This window comes from Methanobrevibacter sp., from assembly GCF_045112895.1.
GTDB lineage: Archaea > Methanobacteriota > Methanobacteria > Methanobacteriales > Methanobacteriaceae > Methanocatella.
This window is the reverse complement of sequence record NZ_JBGUIH010000017.1, coordinates 1-20526: the sequence shown is the minus strand read 5'-3', so window position 1 is coordinate 20526 and position 20526 is coordinate 1. Positions and strand designations below refer to the sequence as shown.

Below are 20526 nucleotides of genomic sequence, written 5' to 3'. Positions count from 1 at the left end.
TTTTTACTCCTACCCTGAAGTGTATCAATATACTCTGCAGATAATCCAATATTAGACGCATGAAACTTACGTAAGGAATGACTCCTAAAAAATCTATAGTTTCCTTTAAATCCCCATTTCATTTTATCATTTATATTTTGAAACATTGAAAATAATTGTGAAGAAGTAAAATCAAATAATTTATCTCCCAATTTCAAATTATCACGTGTTTTTAAGTATTTAACAATATGTGAGGATGTTTCAGGAGTGCAAAATGTATAATAATATTTATCTGTCTTAATACGCTTCAAATAAAAAGTTGGAACAATATTGTTCATTTTATCAAGTGTTTCTAAAATAAACTCTATTGATCCACCATGATGATATTCTTGAGTTGCCCTTACAAAATGTTCAACTGTTAATGATAATGTTTCAGCCTTTGCAGTTCCAGATGATGACATGAACAGTATCACTGCTTTTAACTCAATTGGTGAAATAAGTAGTGCTTCACGTATATGTTCACGGTTTGGTAAGTCTAGATAATTGGTTTCATAAATTTTATCATATTTGGCTTGCGGTAAATGAGGTAGCTCAAACTCAAAATGTAAGTAAAATGTCTTTACTTTTGAAAAATAGGTCTTTGAAGTATTGGGTGATAATTTACTGTTAAGCAAGTAAGTTCTAAAGTTAATTAGTCTCTTTTTTATTTTTCTATCTTTAAGAGGGATTCTTTCATTTTCCTCAAATCGTGCTTCAGCAAATAAATCATCAATTGTTTTACCATTAAAATTTTCATATAGTCTTAAAGCTGAATCATAACCTTTACGTGTACTTGATTTAATATTTCTATCTCTGTAAAATTTTTGGAATAACTTATTAGAATACATAATAAATAATTTCATATTCAAATAAATTGTAAATTACATAAATAAAACATTAAATTCGTTGCTGACCAATAATAATACTGAAACAATGAGACTTTACTTTTTAAGTGATTCAAGAGAATTTCTAATTATATTTAATTTTAGAAAAATTAACAACAGCTACCTTTCAGAATCATTGCTCCAAAAAGAGTAAATAAATCTTATAATTAACAAATAAAATCAATAGAAAAATTAATTATTCAATAAATTTATAAGATTTAATCATGAAAACAGAATTCTTTAATGATTTTTACAGAAGTTTACAGGAAGAAGTTTCACCTGAATATGTCAAATCTCTTAAAAAACTCATTGAATTGCAACAACTAACTGAAGATGAATTAGAACAACTCATTCAAGAGGTTATTTAAATGGTTAGTGAAATCAAACTCAAAAATATTGAAATTAAATCCTTCAGAGGCATTAAAAATTCAAGTATTGATTTTAACAATAAATCTCTTGTATTGGTTGGTGAAAATGGTAGTGGAAAAAGTTCTATTGTCAACGCATTCGAATATCTATTCACAGGTAAAGTTGACACTTTAAGTGGAAAACAGGCCATCAATCACACCCAATCAATCCTGCACATTGGCGATGAAAAAGAAGAATTGTTGGTTGAAGCTAAAATTAATCAATCCACAATAACAAGAAGTATTGATGAGTTTAACTATTCAGAAGAGTTAAATGATTTGATTGATGATTTTAAAAACGCTTCATTTTTATTGAATCGTAAAAAGCTTTTGAATTTCATAGAAACCACACCTGCCAAACGTTACGAAAGCATTACTACACTTATCGGGTTTGACGATTTGGATAAAATCGAATCAACATTAAATAAGACCAATAAAAGATTCCGCAATAAAGTCAAAAACAAAACAGAAGAGATTGAAAAAAAAGTAAACACAATCACAATGCTTTTGGAGTGTGAAACTGATGACATCTACACAAGAATCAATGAAATACTTAAAAAGCATGATATTGAGACTATCAGCGAAGACACCAATCTCAAAAGATTCCTGAACAACATTCCAATAAATGACTTTGAAAAGACAAATGATTTATTTGACTTAATTGATTTGCTGGATATTGATATAAACTCATTAAATATTGAATTTGAAGAGTTATTATCCTCATATGAGCAAGCCGCATTATATGAATTAAAATCAACAAGCACTCTGCTTGATATCTTAAACAAATCAAGCGAATATCTTGAAAAAGAAAAGCCTCAAACATGCCCAGTCTGTAGGAGAAATATTGAAAGTGCACAGATTCTAAACTATATCAAAAATAAGAAACAAGAACTTAACAGAAATGAAACCTCATTAATCAATTGGAAAAACGATTATGCTGAATTTAAAGGCAAATTAATTAAACTGAACAATGACATGAAGATCATTTCAGCAAAGTCCCAATATGCATTTGAAAATGACTTAGATGACCTAACAAACAATCTGGATAAGCTGGCTGATTTTGAAATCACATTATCCCAAATAGATTCAAATGCATTGATAAATCTGGAAGAGGAATTCAATGAGCTGAAGGGAAAAATTGTAAACGATTTTGACAGTTTAAATGATGAAAATGCTCGTGAGCTGGGAAACATTTATGAAGTATTAATCAACTTAAGTCAAAAGCAGGAACTGGAAGATGAACTGAAGCTGCTTGAAAACCAGTTTAACACAAGTAATATCACTTATGAACTGTTTAAGAATAAAAAGCAGAATGCTGTTAGAAACATTATTGATGATATTGAACAATTGGTAAACGATTATTATAATTTCATCCATGCAGATGAGGAGTTTAACTCACCTGCAATTGGCGTTCCAAAATCAACCGGAATCACTCTTAATCTGAAGTTCAATACGATTTCAGCAGATCCAAGAGCATTTTCAAGTGAAGGCCATTTGGACTCATTAGGATTATGTATTTTTCTGGCATTTGTCAAACGCTTCAACAAGTATAACTTCATCATTTTAGATGACATCATTTCAACTGTAGACATTAACCATAAAGAAAAAGTTGCTATGTTGCTTTTATCTGAATTCAAGGATTATCAGTTCATAATTACAACACACAGCAACCTATGGTTCAGACAGCTTAAAAATTATGTTCATAATTATGGATTAAACCCTAACTTCACATTTGCAGAAATCAGGACACTTGATGAAAACACAGGACCTGTTTTGACAAGAAATTTATCCCCTAATGAACTGATTGACAAATACATTGAACTTGGAGATACATTTGCCGCTGGAAATGCCATCAGAAGACAACTAGAAAACATATTTGAAAAGGTCTGCGAAATTAATCAAATTCCGCTGCCTATAAAAAAACATTATATGGTTGATGATTACTTTAGAGCCATAAAACCATTTTTCCTGGAGTCAAAACTATTTAATTCCGCTCCGAAATGCAAAGAATATTATCAGGAAGTATTCGATACCCTGGACAGTTCCAGATACATGGGCAATCTGTTATCACACGATGACGATGCAAATCTCGATGTGAGCATCAATGAAGTTATAAAGTTTAGAGATGCAGTATCCCAATTTGAAAAATCAATGCAGTGTTGGGAGGGACACAATGCGTTTTTAAGGTTCAATGAGGAATATAAATATGCAATTTGTACACATCCAAACTGTCTGAAAAAAATAAGTTTTAAAAATAAAAATTAAAGTGATAATCAAACATTATCACTTTTGACATATTTTTCCATAAGGACAATTCTTACATATATCAGAGTCTACTGGATTCGGCTCAAACTTCTTGTCATTAATCTTTTGAGCTGTCTCTTTTAACTCATCTTTTAACTCTTCAATATACTCTTCATCTATATCCAAGGAGAATAATTTATCGCCTTTTTGATATTTGATAGCATATATTTGAATTTCTTCAATCTTGCGTCCTTCAAATTCTAGTTTTTCATCACGCAGAGCCATTAAATAGAAGTGCAATTGTTTTCTGTATTTTGCAAGATACTGCTCGCCAACAAGTGATGTGTTTTTATAATCAAGTATTCCTAGTTTTCCATCTTTTTCATAGATTAAATCAACAACACCTGAAAATCCATAGTTTTCACCTTTAATGTAGAATGGATATTCACTTGCAAGTATTGTTAAGTCACATCCTACTTCATGGTAATATCTAAGAACATCCTTTGTAATTGTTTCTAATTTCATCTCATATTTTTCAGGCTGTTCTTCCTTAAACTTCAAGTTAGCTCTTTCAAATAACATTTTAACAGTTTCAACAACTTCCCCATCACCTACATATTCATTATTGTTTGCTAAGATTTTTTTGTTGATGATTTCCAGGGCGGAGTGTATGAAAATACCATCATCGATTTCTTTTTTAACTGAAACTGCAAAACCCATTTCATTTGCCAATTTGTATTTTAAAGGACATTCCTGATAGTTTTCAAGCGCAGTAAAACTCAAATTAACCAATTCTTTTTCCTCTTCATCACCCTCATCAATATCAAGTATGTTGATGTCAATGTCTTTTGGATTGATTAATCTGCAATAATCTAAATTATCATCAATGACATCCTTGATTCTTATTGGAGCGTTATTGATAGCTTTAATATTTTCTACCGTAGTGTCCCCTAAAGCCTTTTCAACTGCATCAGCACTGCCTTTAACAATGCTTGATAAAATCAATTCATCTTCTGCTCTTGTTTTTGCAACATAAATTACCCTTTCTTCCTCTTCGATATGGGATGTTTCAGCATCACCATCATATTTAGGGTTTAATAAAAATTCCTCAGGAGTGTAAGTAACTGAATTTTCGTCTTCTTCTTTAAATTTAACGGGGAATCCATTATCACGCAGTGAAGCAAGAATTACAACCGGAAACTCTAAACCTTTGGATTTGTGGACAGTCATAAACTGCACCGCCTCTTCATCAGGTTTATATGCATCAAGATTTTTGATTGAACGGATTAAAAACCAAAATGCACCTCTAAGGCCCCTATCATACATTACTTCACCATAGGTTGATATTGAAGGTATGAGAGAGGCTAAATTATAGGCAGTTTCTTCATCCTTCATTACCAATTCCTGAGTCAAATAACCTGTTATGTCACATAAAAGTTCAAAGTAGACCTCAGAAATTGTTGGTCTGTCATAGTATTCTTCAGCATTGACTCTTGACTTTAATTCATTTAGTTTATGGAAAAATTCCACATCATTCTCATCTGTAATGCCATAGGCAATAAGATTCTCATTTGAAAGAATCGGTTTTTTAACACGGCTGAAAACTTCATTTTGACGTTTCCTGTCTTTATTAAATATTCCATGGAATTTTTCAATTCCTCTTTTCCTTCCTTCCATTTCAGAGCAAACAATTTCATCCATATCCTTAACATTTTGCTCAAATTCATCTTGCAATCTATTTAATATTTCTTTTGTATCATCTGACAATTCAAACAATACCTTATTGTCATCATTTGCACCTGTCAATGTTTTTAAATTCAGCCAGTCTGCAGTTTGACCAGGCACAAAGGTATAATATGGATCATCATCCTGGATTAAATGATAAATTAGTGTCATGACATATTTTAGCTCTTCATTATCAGCCAAGTCCCCTGTTCCCCTTACCTGATAAGGAATGTTATTTTCTTCTAGTAAATCAGCTAAACTGTTGAAACAGGATGAAGAAGCAGTGACTGATCTAAGCAATATTCCGATGTCTGAATATTTAACCCCATTATCAGCGCAATATTTGATGACTTCCAGAAGGTTTTCCGCTTCACTCTCGTTTGTTTCATTTACCATGAAGTAAACGCAATTGTGTTTTCCGCTTCCGCATTTTGCTGGAACTAAATCCTCTGGAGAATCATAATGTTCAACAATGAAATCCTGTGTCAAATCAATGATTTCTTCTGTTGAACGGTAGTTGGTTGACAGGTAAAGCTCTTCGAACTTATCAGGATATTTTTCCTTTAAATGTTTGAAATAATTAACGTTTGACCCCCTGAATCCATAGATACTCTGATTGATATCTCCTACAACGGTGAATGATTCGGTTTCAGGGTATTCTATGAACTTTTCAAATATTGCCATCTGAATAGGGTCGGTGTCCTGAAACTCATCTATTAGAATATTGGTTAACGCAGGCATGTATCCTTCATCCATCAGATCCCTTGCTTTAATCTGCATCTGATTGTAGTCAATTGCATTTTCCCTTTTCAATATTTCCAGGTATTCTGGATATGAACGGGCAATCTGAATGTATTTTGCATTTTTATATGATTCCTTATACAAATCATTGGCTTTTACTTCATCTGTTGGAAATTCACCATCATTTTCTTCAATGTATCTAGTTACAAAATCAACAAATTCCTCATCCACAGGGAAGAATTCCTCAAGATATTCAGTTAAACTTTCAGTATCCACACCAAAAGTGGCATATTCATCATATTTTTTAATGATTTCATTAATTCCATATGTTGTAGTGTAAGATTCATTTTCAAATCCTAAATCTCGTAGATGTTTTTTAATGAATAAGTTTAGCTTTTCTCCATCTGCAACAACATCCAATCCAACAGTTCCTGTTGCTTCAAGAAGACTTAAACAGAAGGAGTGGATAGTTGAAATATGCATTTTCTGAACATCACTTGCAGGAATTTCACCTTCAATCAACCTTTGCCTTAACTCATCAGCCGCCTTTGTGGAAAAGGTGATTATCAGAAATGTTTCTGGCCTAACACCTAAATTTTTAACCATATGTTTAACTTTTTCAACAATTACACGTGTTTTACCGGAACCTGGTCCTGCCTGAACACTTAAAAACTTATCGCCTTCGTATTTAACGATTGCATTCTGTTCTTCATTCAATTCAATTGCCATAATTTAACCCCATGCATTATTAATAATAATTTGTTAACAATATATTAAAAACGTATCCTTAAAAAAATAGATTTATTTTATATAAAAATAAATATTAAACTATGTCTAAAATGGTATATTGTTCTAAATGCGGAAGTGCAAATAAAATCACAAACAACAAATGTGAAAAATGTGGAGAATTTCTATTAAAACCTGAATTTTTTGAAGAAAATAAGCAAGAAAAATTCCGTGAAATATTTACTGCCAAAAACAAAAAGGCAATCAATCAAATAACAATTGACAGCTACAACATCGTCATAAAAAACATTATAAATATGGGTCATGACCATCTAAACCAGCTCATTAAGGAAAATCACATCAAAAAGAGCGAATTATCCATTTTAGATAAAATTAAAATACTTGCACAGTCATATGCAAAAATAAACTATAAAACAAGCGGAGCTGCCCTTGGACATTATGCCTACAACAGCATCACAATTGATGACAGGCTCTATGACTCACGCCAGATTTCAACACTGATTCATGAATTGGCACACCATATTTTCTCCGAGATTATTGAAGAGCTTTTAATGTATGTATGGCAGTGCAACAAAAGCGAATCTATAGAAGCATTTTCATGGTTTGCAGTAACCGGCAGCCCATTAGTGTCCCTTACCAATGAATACTGTGCACATACCTGTGAAGGAAGGTTTATTCCACATGGATATCAAAATTACGGTTCTTTTAACAATATTTTAAATAAAGAATTTGACCCTGAAAAAGACAAGGAACAAATAAGCTTAGCATTTCTATTTGGAAACACCATGGCACATGACATAATTTATATTCTAGAAGAATTTATCGGTCCGGATCTTCGTGATGAAATCAAACAGCAATTCAAGGAAGATTCCTTCCCTCCGAATTATGACCAGATTATACAGGAAATTGACGATTTAATGCCTGATGATGTAAAAATAAAAGTATTAACTGACATTATAAATGCAGGATATGATGCCGCTCAAAATAGAAGCATGTATAAACCACTACAAGATTTCAGAGATTTATTTAAAGAGGCTAATGAGAGTTATCATTTTCCTTGATGATATTCTCATCTACTTTTTCACCGCAATTATAACAAAACAAATCATCAATTAACAACTTAGAATTGCATTTTGGACATAATTTCAAATTAAAATCAAAATTTGATAAAAAAATAGCTTCACGTTTAAAAGTCAAAAGTTTAGAAACAATAGGTTTTTTGTAAACTTCAACTGCTTTTTCAACATTCACTACATCAGTTCCGCAATTATAACAAAATAAATCATCAACCAACAGTTTAGATCCACATTTCGGACATGACTTGAGATTGAAATCAAAATTAGATAAAAAAATAGCTTCACGTTTAAAAGTTAGCAATCTAGAAACTTTTGGAGGTTTAATTTTAATATCTTTCAGTTTAGCATCCTCTTTTGAGTAATTGAAAGTATTGGATTGTTTTTCATCATTATGAGATTCTTTCATGATTTTATCATCTGAATTCAAAATAAAATCACCCTCCTAAGCTATTACTTAATATTAACTGTGTTAAAATTATTATTTAACTATTTCTAATAAGAAATCCTATGAAATCCTATAAATATGATAACGGAATATACTCTTAAACATGTATTCAAATCCGGCAAGCGACATTTTCACTTTGATTGTTATGATAGTCATTTTCGTAGCCATCGTCTCATTCTGCTGTGCGGACGACAAGCCCTCCAGCAGCTCCAGAAGCAACACAAAAACTAGAAGCACAGGCTACTCAGGCGGCTACAGCAGAGACGACTACAGCAGAGACGACTACAGCGAATGCCCGGCCTGCGGAGCGCCGCACTACAATGGCTACTGCGAGGAATGCGGATACCCTGACATCAACCAGGGATGGCTGGGGGAAAACGGTTAGAGTTCAATAGCTCCAGATACCAATTCCGAACTATTCCTCTAAAGATCTTCTTTTTTTCTCTTTTGCCCCATATTTCCTGCCCATTTCAAGCATTTCTACCCATTCTTTAAATTCCCAGTATCTTTTAGGGTCCTTTTCTTCCAATTCCTTTTCATACTCCTTTCTTTGTTCATCATCAAGAATATGGTAAAGGAAGTAATATTTGGTGATGTTTCCCGTATCGCCATATCCACCGTCATTCTTGAATTTCATGGTCTGCCTCATTTTCCTTTGATTTTCTATATTCCATGACTTCCTCATAGATTTCTTTGGCGATTTTTTCTGATTCTCTTTTTGCTCTTTCGACATATTCCGTCATTATGGAAGTCATTTCACTATTGTCTAAAGGAATATCATCGGCAACATTTTTACTTTCTTTGGACTTCATTTTTCTTTCACCCATCTGTTAGTTCTAATCCAAAATCATCTTACCAAACATCCGTTTTAAACTAAAATCATGATCCATCTTCCTATTTATAATCCTCCGCCGATTAATAATTCCAAATTATAAACCGGTCTTGATTTTAAGGCATCATCATTAAAGATGCCGCCTGAATTTGAAGCATCACTATCATAATAGCTGCAGTCTTGATGATATAAGAATTTTATGAAATAAGGGTCCTCTTCTAACAACTTATCTATTCTATCCATTATCCTTTCCTGGTGTTCCATAGGATAAGATTCTATAAATAATTCTATGACTCTTTGTTCATATTCTTTATAAGTCATCGGATAATTCTTTTCATTTATCGGCATAATTATTCACCACCATATCCCGGATGCATTACTCTCATTTTCATCACCTAAATCATAAGCATATCACTGACAGCCACCCATAACAAACATTAAAATGACAGTTTTATAGGTTTTGCTTTGTCAAATTTTTTTTCAAACTCTTTATATCCTCAAATTTTTGTTTATTATCCTTTTTAATTTATCTTCCAAAAGTTTCCGTTTATCATCATATGCTTTAAAATCTGATATAATACTGGATTTGCATCGCCATATCCCCTAATCTCCATTCACATTACTCATTTAATTATAATATTTCCTTTTCATATTCAAATTATGATTCCAATTACTATTTTTCTGATTTCTTTTTGAAGATATTCCCTCTATAGACGGGGTCCGCTAAGAGTGAAAATGATCAAAAGAATCATTATCCAAAAGGCAAGCCATATCATACTATTCACCTCTTTTTTCATGGAATGAGATATGCAAAAAGGGCATTTAATTTGAAACGTGACTCTCCCATGATGCATATTCAAAAAAAAAAACAATTCAACCACTCTTTTCTAATATCATCGTATAATTCTAGCTCATAATCACCTACTTTTGAATGTTCTGTCATTAGCTCTCATATTCTCCAAGACGCCACGAATATCCAAAAAATCCTTGTTCAATTTCAATGAGATAATCAATATCCTTTAACTTATTTATGAATGCATTTAGTTCATTCTCATCAAAATAGTCAAATTCTTCCTTTAACTCATCTAGGGAAACGGTTTCCTTATAAAAACACCCATATAACAAAACGATTTTATCCAAAGCATATTTCTCTTGCGCGTAGTTTTCTGCACAATCCGCATGCAATCCATTGATTCCCAAATCAAAGTCTTTTTTACAGTGGGGGCAATAGCATATATCTTTACATCTAAATGGATCCTCATCACCAATGACATCCTTTTTTATTATCGCCTCATTTTTTTGCGCCTTTTCCATCAACTCGGAATTGGGACAACCTCTAAAATATACTGGAATTAATTTTTCACCGCAAATTGGACAGTTTCCTGTTAATCTTTCAAATGAATAATTATCAATCCAATCCAAATACAAATCATTGGGATAAATCTTACTTAAATCCAGACCCAATTCAATGAAATCCTTTTTGATTTCATCCAAAAGATAAAAATCATTAATGTCATAATCACACTGGGAATAACCAGTTAATTTTAATTTCAACACTTTGTTATAGCATTCAATAGCTTCATCATGCATATTGTTTTTAGCCAAATTTGAGGCCAAAAGTTGAACTTTAAACCCCTTTAGAAGAATATCATCATCCAATGTTTTATAAAATTCATATGCTTCATCAAACTCATTCATCTGGAGCAACAGCTCCAGTTTCTTGTTTATGATGTAGATGTTTTTAGGATTCCTTAAAAGACAATCATCTAAACATTTAAAAGCTTCATCATGCCTATTCAAGTCAAATAATAAAAATGACTTGATATAATAAAACTTATAATTATCACAGTCACTTATCGCCTTATCTATAGTGTCAATTGCTTCTGAATGCTTTTTTAAATAATGAAGGGAGATTACTTTAAAGATTATTGCCCCCTCATGCTGAGGATTTAATTTGAATATCTCTTCGCATTTATCAAGAACTCTATTATAATCTCCCGATTCAAGCAAGCTTTCACATTCAGCACTTAAATCCCAAGTGTATTTCTTATGTTTATAGTGTTTATTTTCGATGATGAAATCATAATTATTCTGAATTTCTTTCCAGATTTCCTCAAGCAAAACACCAGACATATCATCATGCATAAAAATGAACCTTTCTGATTTTCCATAAAGTTCACTGATCAAATTTTTTGCCTTATTATTGTTTATTCCGAAATTGTTTCTCATATAAAGGCCTAAACCAAAATGATGCATGCATCTAAATGTTGATTTTTCACATTCCTTTGCAAAGTCAATCTCTTCCTTATCCATTAAGCTTATGGCTTCATAGACTGCTTCCCTAATTGATTGAGGATACTGTTGTGATAGTAATCTTAAATAATCTCCATCATCATAACCGATGATTGGACGATAATTACCGGCATAATAACAGCCAATGGTATCCTTAAAGTCATCTTCTTTAAGTAATTTGATTACATCATCCTCTTTTAGCCCATGACTTATTTCAAATTGATGCAAATACTTATAATAAAACTTATTATCTAAATTACAGCATCGGTCAGTCAATTCCAACAGATCATTTTTGATTAATAAGCCTTCAGGCTCTCCCATTCCACCATCTTCAAGAAGCTTTATGAATTCATCTGATAAACCATCTCCGCTGCCGCATAGATAATCAACAATTTTCCTTCTAATTTCCTTTTTGTCATTCATTTTAATACCTCCTGAATCATCCGCAAAGGTTATAATAGTCCATCGCCAAATCGTCTGCAGGGCATTTTCGCTCATAGCACCTTTCGATTTCATCCCTTTTAATTTCAGCAAAGTTCTTTGCGGCCTCTTCGCTGTACCTGCATGAATGCATCAGGCAGAATATAACATCATCGACATACTCATCGATGCTTTCATAGTCCCTGAAAACAGCGCATTCTGCTAAGTGGCTCCTTATCCCGATTTCAGAGCTTACCTCATCAAAATAGCTTCTGGCCTCACGGCTTGACGGGCAGGCATCAACCAGCTTTTTTAAATATTCAACACACAAATCCTCACCGTACACCTTTGAGAGGAATTTTGCCCTGTCGATGCATGCGGATATTGTCTCCTCGCTTATTTCAAAAAGCCCTTCGAAAAACTCCTCATAGCTTCCATTGAATTCAAGCAGGCACATTGAGAGAACCTCATCATACCATCTGAAGTTGTCCAATCTTTCCATGCGGCCGAAAACCGGGTTCCACCAACTCCAGGAGGTCCTGTCAATGCCTCTCTTCAGCTCCTGGCTGGCCTTGAAGACTTCGCCGTATGCCTCAAAGGACTGCCTAAGATATCCCAATGCGTAGAGTTCATGGGCCTTGAATTCAAGATGCTTCAGTTTTCCCACCGGCCTTGAATTGCCACGGGACATGTCATCCCTGAGCCTCATCGCATCCCTGTCATCGGGAAACTGGTTGAGATATACATTCAGACTCTTCAATGCCTCATCCGAATCCTTTCTGATGTAAAAGTCCTCCCTTGCCTTTCTCAAATGGCATATTGCCCTGTACTGATATGTCGATTCGCTGCCTTCTGCGTCAAATCCGCCCAAGCGGAATGAAGCGTTGTAGAATCCGATGGCTTCGGAAAACCTATAGAGGTCAGTAAATATGAAGGCCATTATGTTGTGGAAGCGGTAGTCTTCTGGATGGATGCGGATTGCACGCTCGGCCAAATCAAGGGCCTTGTCATATTTCTTCAAGTCAAAGAGCACCAGCGCCTTGTAATAGAGCGCCTGGGCGTTGCCGGGGTCTATTTCAAATACCCTGTCGCAGCATTCGATGACTTTATGATAATCATCGAACTCTTCGCATTGCCTTAACAACGCTTCGACAGAAGAGTCCTCCCTATGCATTTTTATGATGTCCCATACTGTCTTGAACTCATCGACTGTCAGTGCGCAGGCCGAATTTTCGCCGACAAATGTTGAAGCGAGCGCATCGGCCATCCTTCCCTTTGAATAAATCATGCTTTTGACGTTTACCGCAGCAATACCTCTTCCGCCATAGCTGTCGTCAGAAAGCGCATTGAAGTTTTCACCATCAAGATAGTCAATGAAATCATTACTGGACTCATTAAGCATATCATCGCAGACAAGAAATAGAGAGCATCCTTTGGTGATTTCATCAGTCGGATTCAAATCTCCCATGTGTCTTTTCAATATGTTCCAGATCCTCATGAACTCGTCGATGGTGAAAGGGTTTTTTATGCCTTCGCCCACTATTGTTGACGCGAGCTTTGCAGGTTTCGGCACTCCGGCGGCATATCGCATGCTGTTGACGTTGATGTAGAAGCATCCCCTGTCCTTCCAGCCGTATTTCCTGAATTCGGCAAAGCCTTCATCTTTAAGATATCCTTCAAAATCCTTTCGAGACATTGTATCCGACGTATTCTTAACCAGAAAGCAAGCATTGCCGGACAATATCTTCAACTTATCCATATTATCATCCTCCTTTTTAAAAAAAAATTCAAATGTAGAGCATTACACAGATCATATTCAGCACAAGACAGACCATCATTACTGAGATGGTTACCCTGTTTTCCATGAATCCTCTTTTAAGCCAGATGGATATCAGAAGCAGATTAAGGAAAATGTTTATAAGTGTCAATTCCACCAGCATGCTACCACCATGGCTTGTGCTTCAGATATTCTGTATATTCCCAGTCGATCAAATCCTCATTCCTGCAGACTCTCCTTATCTCGTCCCTGACCTCCATCAAAGCCCTTCCGAATAAATTTTTCTCATCATCGGAAACATAGACCAGAGGCTTGTCGCCGGTTTCAAGAAGCTTATCTTTAAGGTCCTCATCCTGCATGACCTTGAAGTAGCTTGCATTCAAAAGGACTGAATATTTATAGACATCCCAAAGCCTTTCATCCTCATCAGACAATTCCAGAGAGCTTATCTCATCGTCCCTGCGGCCATGCTTTTCAAAGTACAGGTATTTTGAAAGGGCCTCGGCATGCTCGATTGACTTGAAGGTGAAGGTGTCTGATTGAAATTGCTTCTCATCGCCTAATGTTATGAAGCCGTTGACCTCAACTCCCTCACTAACATGAGGATATTTAGGCTTTCCATCCTCAGTCCAGAAGTATCCTAAAAGAGGATGCGGCTTGTATGGGCTTTCTCCAAAGCGGAACTTCCAGTATTCCGGCATCGGAAAGAGCTCCTTATACTCCTTTGAATGGTGGGGATGGTTCATCCCATAGTCTTCGCCGGGACTCATTCTCCAGAATATGGTCCAGGCGGAAAACTGCGGATAGGCCAGCCACAAAGGAGCTGCAAACTTTCCCTCATCAAGATATTCCTTGGCGCATTTCCAGTCATCAAATCCTGCAAGCTTGAAATAACCTTCACGAGGCTCATAGATATAGCCAATTTCAACAAGATGATTGATCAATGCATCAAACTCCTCATCGTCATATCCCTTAAGTTCCCTTTTGATGGTATCCCTGGAATGAATAAAAACAAGTGCCCCTCCATTAAGAACACGAGTCAACTCCTTGATTTTATATTCGATATATTCATTCAAATTAAAGTCAAGGCATTCAACGTGAAGGCCATTCACTCCCAAATCAAATTTCCCATCGCATTTTTTGCAGCGGTAATTAGGATTGTTCGGGGGAATGCAGCAGCCTCCCAAAAAGACCTCTCCACGTTCAGCCCTTTTAAGAAGTTTAGGACTCGGATATCCCCAAACGATTGGGATAAGCTCGCCACCACAGTCGGGACAGACTCTGGTATCTGATCTGGATTTTATCATGTCAATCCATGAAAGGTAAAAATCACCGACAGCATGGACATCCCTTTCCTTGATTTTGTCGACAATCTCGTTGTAGTCATCGCAGAAGTACTCCAGTGCCTCAGAATATTTGCCGGCATCAACCAGAAGGTCACAGAATGCAACAGATTCGTGTGTCTTTTCATAGCACTCAATTGCCTCATCGGTTCTATCAAGCTTGAGCAGGGCCTTTATCCTGTTTTCGACCAGCCAGTCGAATTCCTTGATTTTCAACCCTTCATCACAGCATTCAAGGGACATTTCGTATTCACCCAAATCATAATAGGCCATTGAAAGGTTGTTTTTCATATAGTAGTTGTTCGGATAGCGTTCGATGGCTTCCTCCAATATTTCCACTGCCTTTTCCGGATGGCCCAAAAAGCAGCATGATACTGATTTGTAGCCTATTGCAGTCTGGTTGTCTGGATCCATTCCAAGAACCTCATCGCATAGCCCAAGGAGAGTCTTGAAATCCTCTTCAATGTATGCGTCTTCACATTTATCTAATAATTTCTGTATTGTCATGTAATCACCGAAAATTAGTTTTTTCGATAACTCATCTGAACTTCATGTTCAGGTGATGGTTCGAATTGGTCTTTTAGGTTGTGTATACTTTGTTGTTATACTATTACTAAATTATGGTTTATAAATGTTTCGGTCAAAAGGTGAAATTGATGGCATGACATAATCGGCAATTCTAGCATCATCATAGAATGTATTGTTGATTAAATCAAAGTTTAATTCCGAACATTGATTTTAATGAGGGGAATCTCACATTAACTTCAACCCTTTTGAAAATCCGACCTAATTTGAAATGGCAGTATAATAAATATATGCAATGGCTATAAAATCAATTTCCAGCATCACTTGACATCTCAAAACTCAGATATAGGTATGTTGTTGATAAGATATTATGAAATTGTATAAATATCATGCAGTACATAGATTCAAACAGAATAAAGAGGGTGTTTATAAAATGGAAAAGATTCACAAGATAATTATTATAGCATTGATTGCTGCAATCATTGCACTGAGCGGAGCAATAGCTTTAAGCCTGATGCATGAACAGACAAAGACTGTTGAACTTTTTAAAAACGGAACTACAATTGAAGTGCCAGTGAGCACAAACCTTACAAACGAAAGCGACCTGGGCAACACATATGTCACCGCCAAGAACACTACAGTATCCGGCTTCGACAACAGCAACTTTGTAGGGGCATTGGCGTCAGGAATCCTGTCAAAGCTGATTGTTGAGCACGGCGAGATGCAGGACAACGGACTTTACAAGCTTGACAAAAAAAGCATAATGGAACTGTGCGACCAACTCGGCAAGGATTATGACGAAAAAAATATTAAGGAATGTTCAGTGGGCATCAGAAACAACAACACCGTCAACCAGACAGTAATCATCATCGGCGTTGACGAAAAAGAAATGATTGATATATTGGACAGCATCCAGTGGAAAAAGGGGTCTCTCCCAGATGTGACAAATGCCACCATGACCGAATCATCCGACTCATCATCCAGCGACGACAAGACATTTCCGTTCTATGCCGATGACGGCAGCATCGTTGGATACTACCATGTCGGGGATGTTGTCGAGCATTACGACGGCCTGTATCAATTGCAGTCCAACGGCGAATGGGTTTATATAGGTGAAGCACAAGGCAGCAGCCAAAACGCCTACAACCAAGGATATTCCGATGCAATTGACGACACAAGCAGTAATGACTATGACAATAGCTACGATGATTACGAAGACACAGACGACTATGAAGACTATGAATATGATGACACTGAAGAGGAAACTACTTCCGAATAATATCTAAAAAAAAATAAAAATGGGAATTGAAACTAAAAAATTTAATTCCTATTCATCATAGAACGGCTGGTCGCCGCACATCCAAAGGTTCTGTGTTCCGTCCAGGGTGTCTTGAAGCTTGAATTCAGTACCCGGAGCGATTATGATGTCAAGCTCCGCATCCCGACCGATCGGCAGAATCCTTTTGGATGCAGGCATCATCAATATATTGGTATACTTAAAGCCTTCACCATACTTCGGATTGCTGCTTACAGAAAAGGGAACCTGCGGAACAAATACCCCGTCGACGGCATTCTCGACCATCACGTTTTCATCATGCCTGAAGAACAGTGTGATATTCTCCTCAAGCTCGACCGAATGTTCCTTCAAGGCCTTAAGAACTTCATTCAAGGATTCTATGAACTTCTTTTCCTCTTCCGTAGGCTCATGAAACAAGCTCAAAAACATTCCAATCGGCATGACGATGTCATGTTCGGTGAAGGGATTTACCGCAACCGCCGAATACCTGTCGGACTGCTTAAGCATATCTGCAAGGTCGCTCATGAATATTGCAATCGATGAGCTTCTCGCTCCTGCAGCCTCCATCATCGCGTCGCTTGTAAAGAGGGGTACCGCCTTCGATCCGTCATTTCCTGTCAGATAGTTGATGTCGAATCCTACCTGGCCCTGAGGCTCGAAGATGTCGCCCTCCTTTGCATTTTCAATGCCTTCGAACATGTTTGGGGAGTATGTCACCGGCATGAAGAGCTGGGATTTTTTGAACAGGTCCAGAAATTCTTTCTGGCTTTCGGCAGTAAGCTCTTCGCCCATCAGTTCCTCAAGGCGGGAATTGTCCATTCCTGTTGTCTCTTCGATTAACTTTTCAAGTTCTTCCTTATCCATTCTATCACCTATAAATCATATTCAAAATACTCTTCGCTCAATTTCATCTTTTCCAAATCAAGCTTATAGCGCCTTCTTTTGGAGCCCACCTTGAAGTTGACCCCCAAATCCAGCTCATCCATCATTATGAATTCAGAGAAATACTTGGTTTTGACCTGATATCCTCCGCTGCAGCCCATGAATTCAAAACCCAACCTTTTAATGAGGTCCTGAAAGCTGGGATTTTTCAATAGATTGTCATAGTTGTGTGTCGTATAGCAGTCGCTGAAGAGGCAGTCAAGCTCAAACTCCGTGAAATATTCGAACCTGTGTGTTGAGCGGATATATTCGTTTTCACGGGTGAATATAAAGTCATATTCTCCATAATCCTCTTTGACGGTCAGGCCTGTGCAGTCCCTTGCATCCAGAAATGACATGACCTTCTCCTTAAGCTTGATGTATTGAGAATAGGACACATCCATTGATATCAATATGTCATTGACCTTTTCCTCAGTGCTTTTTGGCTTTTGAGATTTGCTGTGAGACCCTGGAGGCCTGCCATGGTCCCTCTTTTCATTGAGAAGATACGGCAGCTCGTTTTCGTCTTCCCTGAATCTGTGTTCCATCTTATCACCTAATATCCATGAGTTATTATGTTTCCATCCTTGTCCACTATTACAAAGTAGCCGTCGTCATAGTTTACCCTTTCGTTTCCGTCATCCAATGGCTCTCTGGACACTTCATGCTCCTTCGGATTCCAGCCGTCTGGAGTTATCTGGTCCTCCTCCCTTACATTGTCGTTGGAAGTTGTTTGAGAAGATGACTGGACAGCTTCAGTCTGTGAAGTGTCGGAATCTATTGTCACTGTTCCATCATTTTGAGCAATGTCAACGTTCGACACATCAGGCATTCCCTTCTGCCAGGCTGTTAGAATCTCGTTGAACTCGGAAAGTACTGATACTGCCCTGAAGCTTTCCATGTCTATATCCTCCTCGGTTGAGGAAATCGCACTGATCATGTAGTACTGGCCGTTCTTTTCAAAGTAGAACGCCAATCCTTTCGAATTGAAATCCTCGCTTAAAAGTCCGTTGAGACCTGCAATAGTATAGGACCTGCCAGTCAAAGCTCCGTTCTCCCAGCTGTCAACAATATTGTCGACTGAATCCTTCTCGACTGTTGAAAATAGGATGTCGGTATCTGATGCAGTGTCGATTATGTTGAACCCACCATTCTCATTAATGGGATCTTTGAAATGGCTTGCATTTAGTGTGCAGTCCTTGGTATCGAGAATGTCCGTTTGAATTGTTCCAGGATGCATCACAATCACTGCAAGGCCTGCAGCCAAAATCAGAATTATCGCTACCAGAATTCCAATGACAATCTTATGTTTGCTTTCCATCTTATCCACCTTGTGCCAATCTTGTTAGTAACTTTGTCCTTATCATATATAAATGATTTTCAATAAAAGAGATTATCTTGCTAAAAAGGAATATCATGATGCAGAAGAAACATCTATTCTATGGTAAAAACAGCATATTATAGAAATAATTAAAAATCAAAATTGACGTAATCATGTAAATTCGCAATATTAAAAAAAAATAACTTCAGTCAAACTTCAGATGGTCGAATATGCTTTCCATATAGCCGATTGCATCGGATACATCGGTTGGAGCCAAATCGCGAAACGGATCATAGTCCGCAGTTTTTCTAAGATTTGCAAGCTTATATAACTTTTCTTCAATTCTTTGCTGGCCGAAATTGAAAAGCGCATTTCGAACCTGCACATGTTCGCTGATCTTTGCTTCATCATCGCCGAATTGCGTAATCGGTATTGGAATGAAATTCTTTACATACTCAAGCCATAATGCGCAATAGAGATACGAGCTGAAATAGGCCCTGCTGATTATTGTTGAATTGATGCACCTCTCATCGCAATTGTCCGGAACAATCCTGCTTTTTAAGTTCTCAAGATTCAAGGTCAGGAGATACAGCTCATATTGTGGGTATTTTGTAATATCCATAATCGCCACCTTCAAAGCCAGACACGTGCAAACCGATAGAACTCCTCAATGCCGTTGCGCTTTGAAAACTCCTCCATATGATTGTAGATTTCCAGAAGAATTTCGTCCAGATCCTCTTGGGAAGTTCCGTTTAGGTTCTCAAAGGAATAGATGTAGTTCTGAGTATCGATATCAGGATCTTCAATCAGGGTCATTTCACCCAAAGCATCGATTTTGCCTGCAAAGTCAGTGATTTCACGGGTGTAGATTTCCTTTGCCTGCTCCATCCTTTTCTTGAAATTGTCCAAATTTGTTGTCATATTCTCACATGATTATTGCCCTTAATTCGTATAAAATCCAAATTTTCAACTTGAAAAAGTTACTTTTGCCACAATGCATATATCTATTTTCCTAAAATATAAATCTAACTGTCAATAGCTTCTCATTTAAGTTATTACTAATTAAAATCAATTTTTTAGTACCAATGCAACTTTTCAATCTGATAACAATCATATTCTGAAATCATGAATTCATCCATAGTAATGCATTATTTAAAATATGTTTAGAAATGCTCAATGGGCATTACTTAAAATAAGTATTATTCATAATAAATACTTATACATGTCAATGCTGTTTGTAAATTCCGTATTCTCAACTATATCATCATAGTTTTCCTGCACATAATCCCATAATGCATCCAGAATTTGTGATGAATAGCCGTCAGCCCATAAATCGAATTCCAAATCCCTGAGCAACCCACGGTTTTTCCGGCCATTCAATCCGAACTCATTTCTAATCCACATTCCCAACGAGAAATGCAAACTGCCTGTTTCCCTTTTATCCATCTCATAGATTGCATCAATAAATCCCCGTGAAGTATTAACAACCAGATAATCAATCGCCTCTGCAA

Annotated in this window: 21 protein-coding genes; 5 read left to right on the top strand and 16 right to left on the bottom strand. The window is 36.3% G+C overall.

The window, feature by feature from the left end; translation table 11 throughout:
- Positions 1-881: integrase (locus tag ACJMLD_RS03625; RefSeq protein ID WP_405268063.1), on the bottom strand; the 881-nt coding region annotated here is incomplete at its 3' end.
- 245 nt (positions 882-1126) lie between these two features.
- Between ACJMLD_RS03625 and ACJMLD_RS03620 the strand changes: the two genes are divergently transcribed.
- Together ACJMLD_RS03620 and ACJMLD_RS03615 are read left to right on the top strand one after the other, a co-directional pair.
- Positions 1127-1270 carry a hypothetical protein gene (locus tag ACJMLD_RS03620; protein WP_405268061.1) on the top strand — a complete coding sequence of 48 codons (144 nt, stop codon included), beginning with the start codon at positions 1127-1129 and terminating at the stop codon, positions 1268-1270.
- On the top strand, positions 1271-3574 hold the full coding sequence (locus ACJMLD_RS03615) for an AAA family ATPase (protein ID WP_405268059.1): 2304 nt from the start codon (positions 1271-1273) through the stop codon (positions 3572-3574).
- An 18-nt stretch (positions 3575-3592) separates the two neighbouring features.
- Here ACJMLD_RS03615 and ACJMLD_RS03610 read toward each other — a convergent pair whose 3' ends face one another.
- On the bottom strand, positions 3593-6748 hold the full coding sequence (locus ACJMLD_RS03610) for an ATP-dependent DNA helicase (RefSeq protein WP_405268057.1): 3156 nt from the start codon (positions 6746-6748) through the stop codon (positions 3593-3595).
- A gap of 101 nt (positions 6749-6849) precedes the next feature.
- Between ACJMLD_RS03610 and ACJMLD_RS03605 the strand changes: the two genes are divergently transcribed.
- Positions 6850-7827: a zinc ribbon domain-containing protein gene (locus ACJMLD_RS03605; protein ID WP_405268055.1), complete on the top strand. Its 978-nt coding sequence runs from the start codon at positions 6850-6852 to the stop codon at positions 7825-7827.
- Here ACJMLD_RS03605 and ACJMLD_RS03600 read toward each other — a convergent pair.
- Entirely contained in the window at positions 7802-8269 is a 468-nt protein-coding gene (locus tag ACJMLD_RS03600; RefSeq protein WP_405268053.1) for a double zinc ribbon domain-containing protein, read from the bottom strand. The two genes, ACJMLD_RS03605 and ACJMLD_RS03600, sit on opposite strands and share 26 nt — an antisense overlap.
- A gap of 121 nt (positions 8270-8390) precedes the next feature.
- Here ACJMLD_RS03600 and ACJMLD_RS03595 point away from each other — a divergent pair, with 121 nt between their 5' ends.
- Complete coding sequence (locus ACJMLD_RS03595; protein WP_405268051.1) at positions 8391-8672, top strand: hypothetical protein; 282 nt, start codon at positions 8391-8393, stop codon at positions 8670-8672.
- A 30-nt stretch (positions 8673-8702) separates the two neighbouring features.
- Here the strand turns inward: ACJMLD_RS03595 and ACJMLD_RS03590 are convergent, their stop codons facing one another.
- The 7 genes from ACJMLD_RS03590 to ACJMLD_RS03560 all read right to left on the bottom strand — a co-directional run bounded on the left by ACJMLD_RS03590 (position 8703) and on the right by ACJMLD_RS03560 (position 15458).
- The gene (locus ACJMLD_RS03590) at positions 8703-8924 is read right to left on the bottom strand and encodes a hypothetical protein (RefSeq protein WP_405268050.1); all 222 of its coding nucleotides are present in this window, start codon (positions 8922-8924) and stop codon (positions 8703-8705) included.
- Positions 8908-9099 (bottom strand): hypothetical protein, encoded by a 192-nt coding sequence (locus tag ACJMLD_RS03585; RefSeq protein WP_405268048.1) that lies wholly within the window; start codon positions 9097-9099, stop codon positions 8908-8910. Before ACJMLD_RS03585 ends, ACJMLD_RS03590 begins: the two co-directional genes overlap by 17 nt.
- An 86-nt stretch (positions 9100-9185) precedes the next feature.
- Entirely contained in the window at positions 9186-9467 is a 282-nt protein-coding gene (locus ACJMLD_RS03580; RefSeq protein ID WP_405268046.1) for a hypothetical protein, read from the bottom strand.
- Positions 9468-10061: 594 nt separating this feature from the next.
- On the bottom strand, positions 10062-11834 hold the full coding sequence (locus tag ACJMLD_RS03575; protein WP_405268044.1) for a DUF6794 domain-containing protein: 1773 nt from the start codon (positions 11832-11834) through the stop codon (positions 10062-10064).
- Positions 11835-11850: 16 nt separating this feature from the next.
- Positions 11851-13590 (bottom strand): tetratricopeptide repeat protein, encoded by a 1740-nt coding sequence (locus tag ACJMLD_RS03570; RefSeq protein ID WP_405268042.1) that lies wholly within the window; start codon positions 13588-13590, stop codon positions 11851-11853.
- 28 nt (positions 13591-13618) lie between these two features.
- Complete coding sequence (locus ACJMLD_RS03565) at positions 13619-13771, bottom strand: hypothetical protein (protein ID WP_405268040.1); 153 nt, start codon at positions 13769-13771, stop codon at positions 13619-13621.
- Position 13772: 1 nt separating this feature from the next.
- Positions 13773-15458: a tetratricopeptide repeat protein gene (locus ACJMLD_RS03560; protein ID WP_405268038.1), complete on the bottom strand. Its 1686-nt coding sequence runs from the start codon at positions 15456-15458 to the stop codon at positions 13773-13775.
- A gap of 388 nt (positions 15459-15846) precedes the next feature.
- On the opposite strand from ACJMLD_RS03560, the gene ACJMLD_RS03555 reads away from it, so the two are divergent.
- Positions 15847-16755, top strand: a complete 909-nt coding sequence (locus ACJMLD_RS03555) for a hypothetical protein (protein WP_405268036.1) — start codon at positions 15847-15849, stop codon at positions 16753-16755.
- Between the two features lie 48 nt (positions 16756-16803).
- Here ACJMLD_RS03555 and ACJMLD_RS03550 read toward each other — a convergent pair whose 3' ends face one another.
- From ACJMLD_RS03550 to ACJMLD_RS03525, 6 genes are all read right to left on the bottom strand, one after another.
- Positions 16804-17565 (bottom strand): SseB family protein, encoded by a 762-nt coding sequence (locus ACJMLD_RS03550; protein WP_405268064.1) that lies wholly within the window; start codon positions 17563-17565, stop codon positions 16804-16806.
- Positions 17566-17645: 80 nt separating this feature from the next.
- On the bottom strand, positions 17646-18242 hold the full coding sequence (locus ACJMLD_RS03545; RefSeq protein WP_405268034.1) for a hypothetical protein: 597 nt from the start codon (positions 18240-18242) through the stop codon (positions 17646-17648).
- Between the two features lie 8 nt (positions 18243-18250).
- Positions 18251-19015, bottom strand: a complete 765-nt coding sequence (locus ACJMLD_RS03540) for a hypothetical protein (RefSeq protein WP_405268032.1) — start codon at positions 19013-19015, stop codon at positions 18251-18253.
- A gap of 205 nt (positions 19016-19220) precedes the next feature.
- Positions 19221-19637, bottom strand: coding sequence for a hypothetical protein (locus tag ACJMLD_RS03535; protein WP_405268030.1), 417 nt, complete (start codon positions 19635-19637; stop codon positions 19221-19223).
- 11 nt (positions 19638-19648) lie between these two features.
- Positions 19649-19936, bottom strand: a complete 288-nt coding sequence (locus ACJMLD_RS03530; protein ID WP_405268028.1) for a hypothetical protein — start codon at positions 19934-19936, stop codon at positions 19649-19651.
- A gap of 282 nt (positions 19937-20218) precedes the next feature.
- Positions 20219-20526 (bottom strand): DUF6794 domain-containing protein (locus ACJMLD_RS03525; RefSeq protein ID WP_405268026.1); only part of this gene is annotated, 308 nt, incomplete at its 5' end.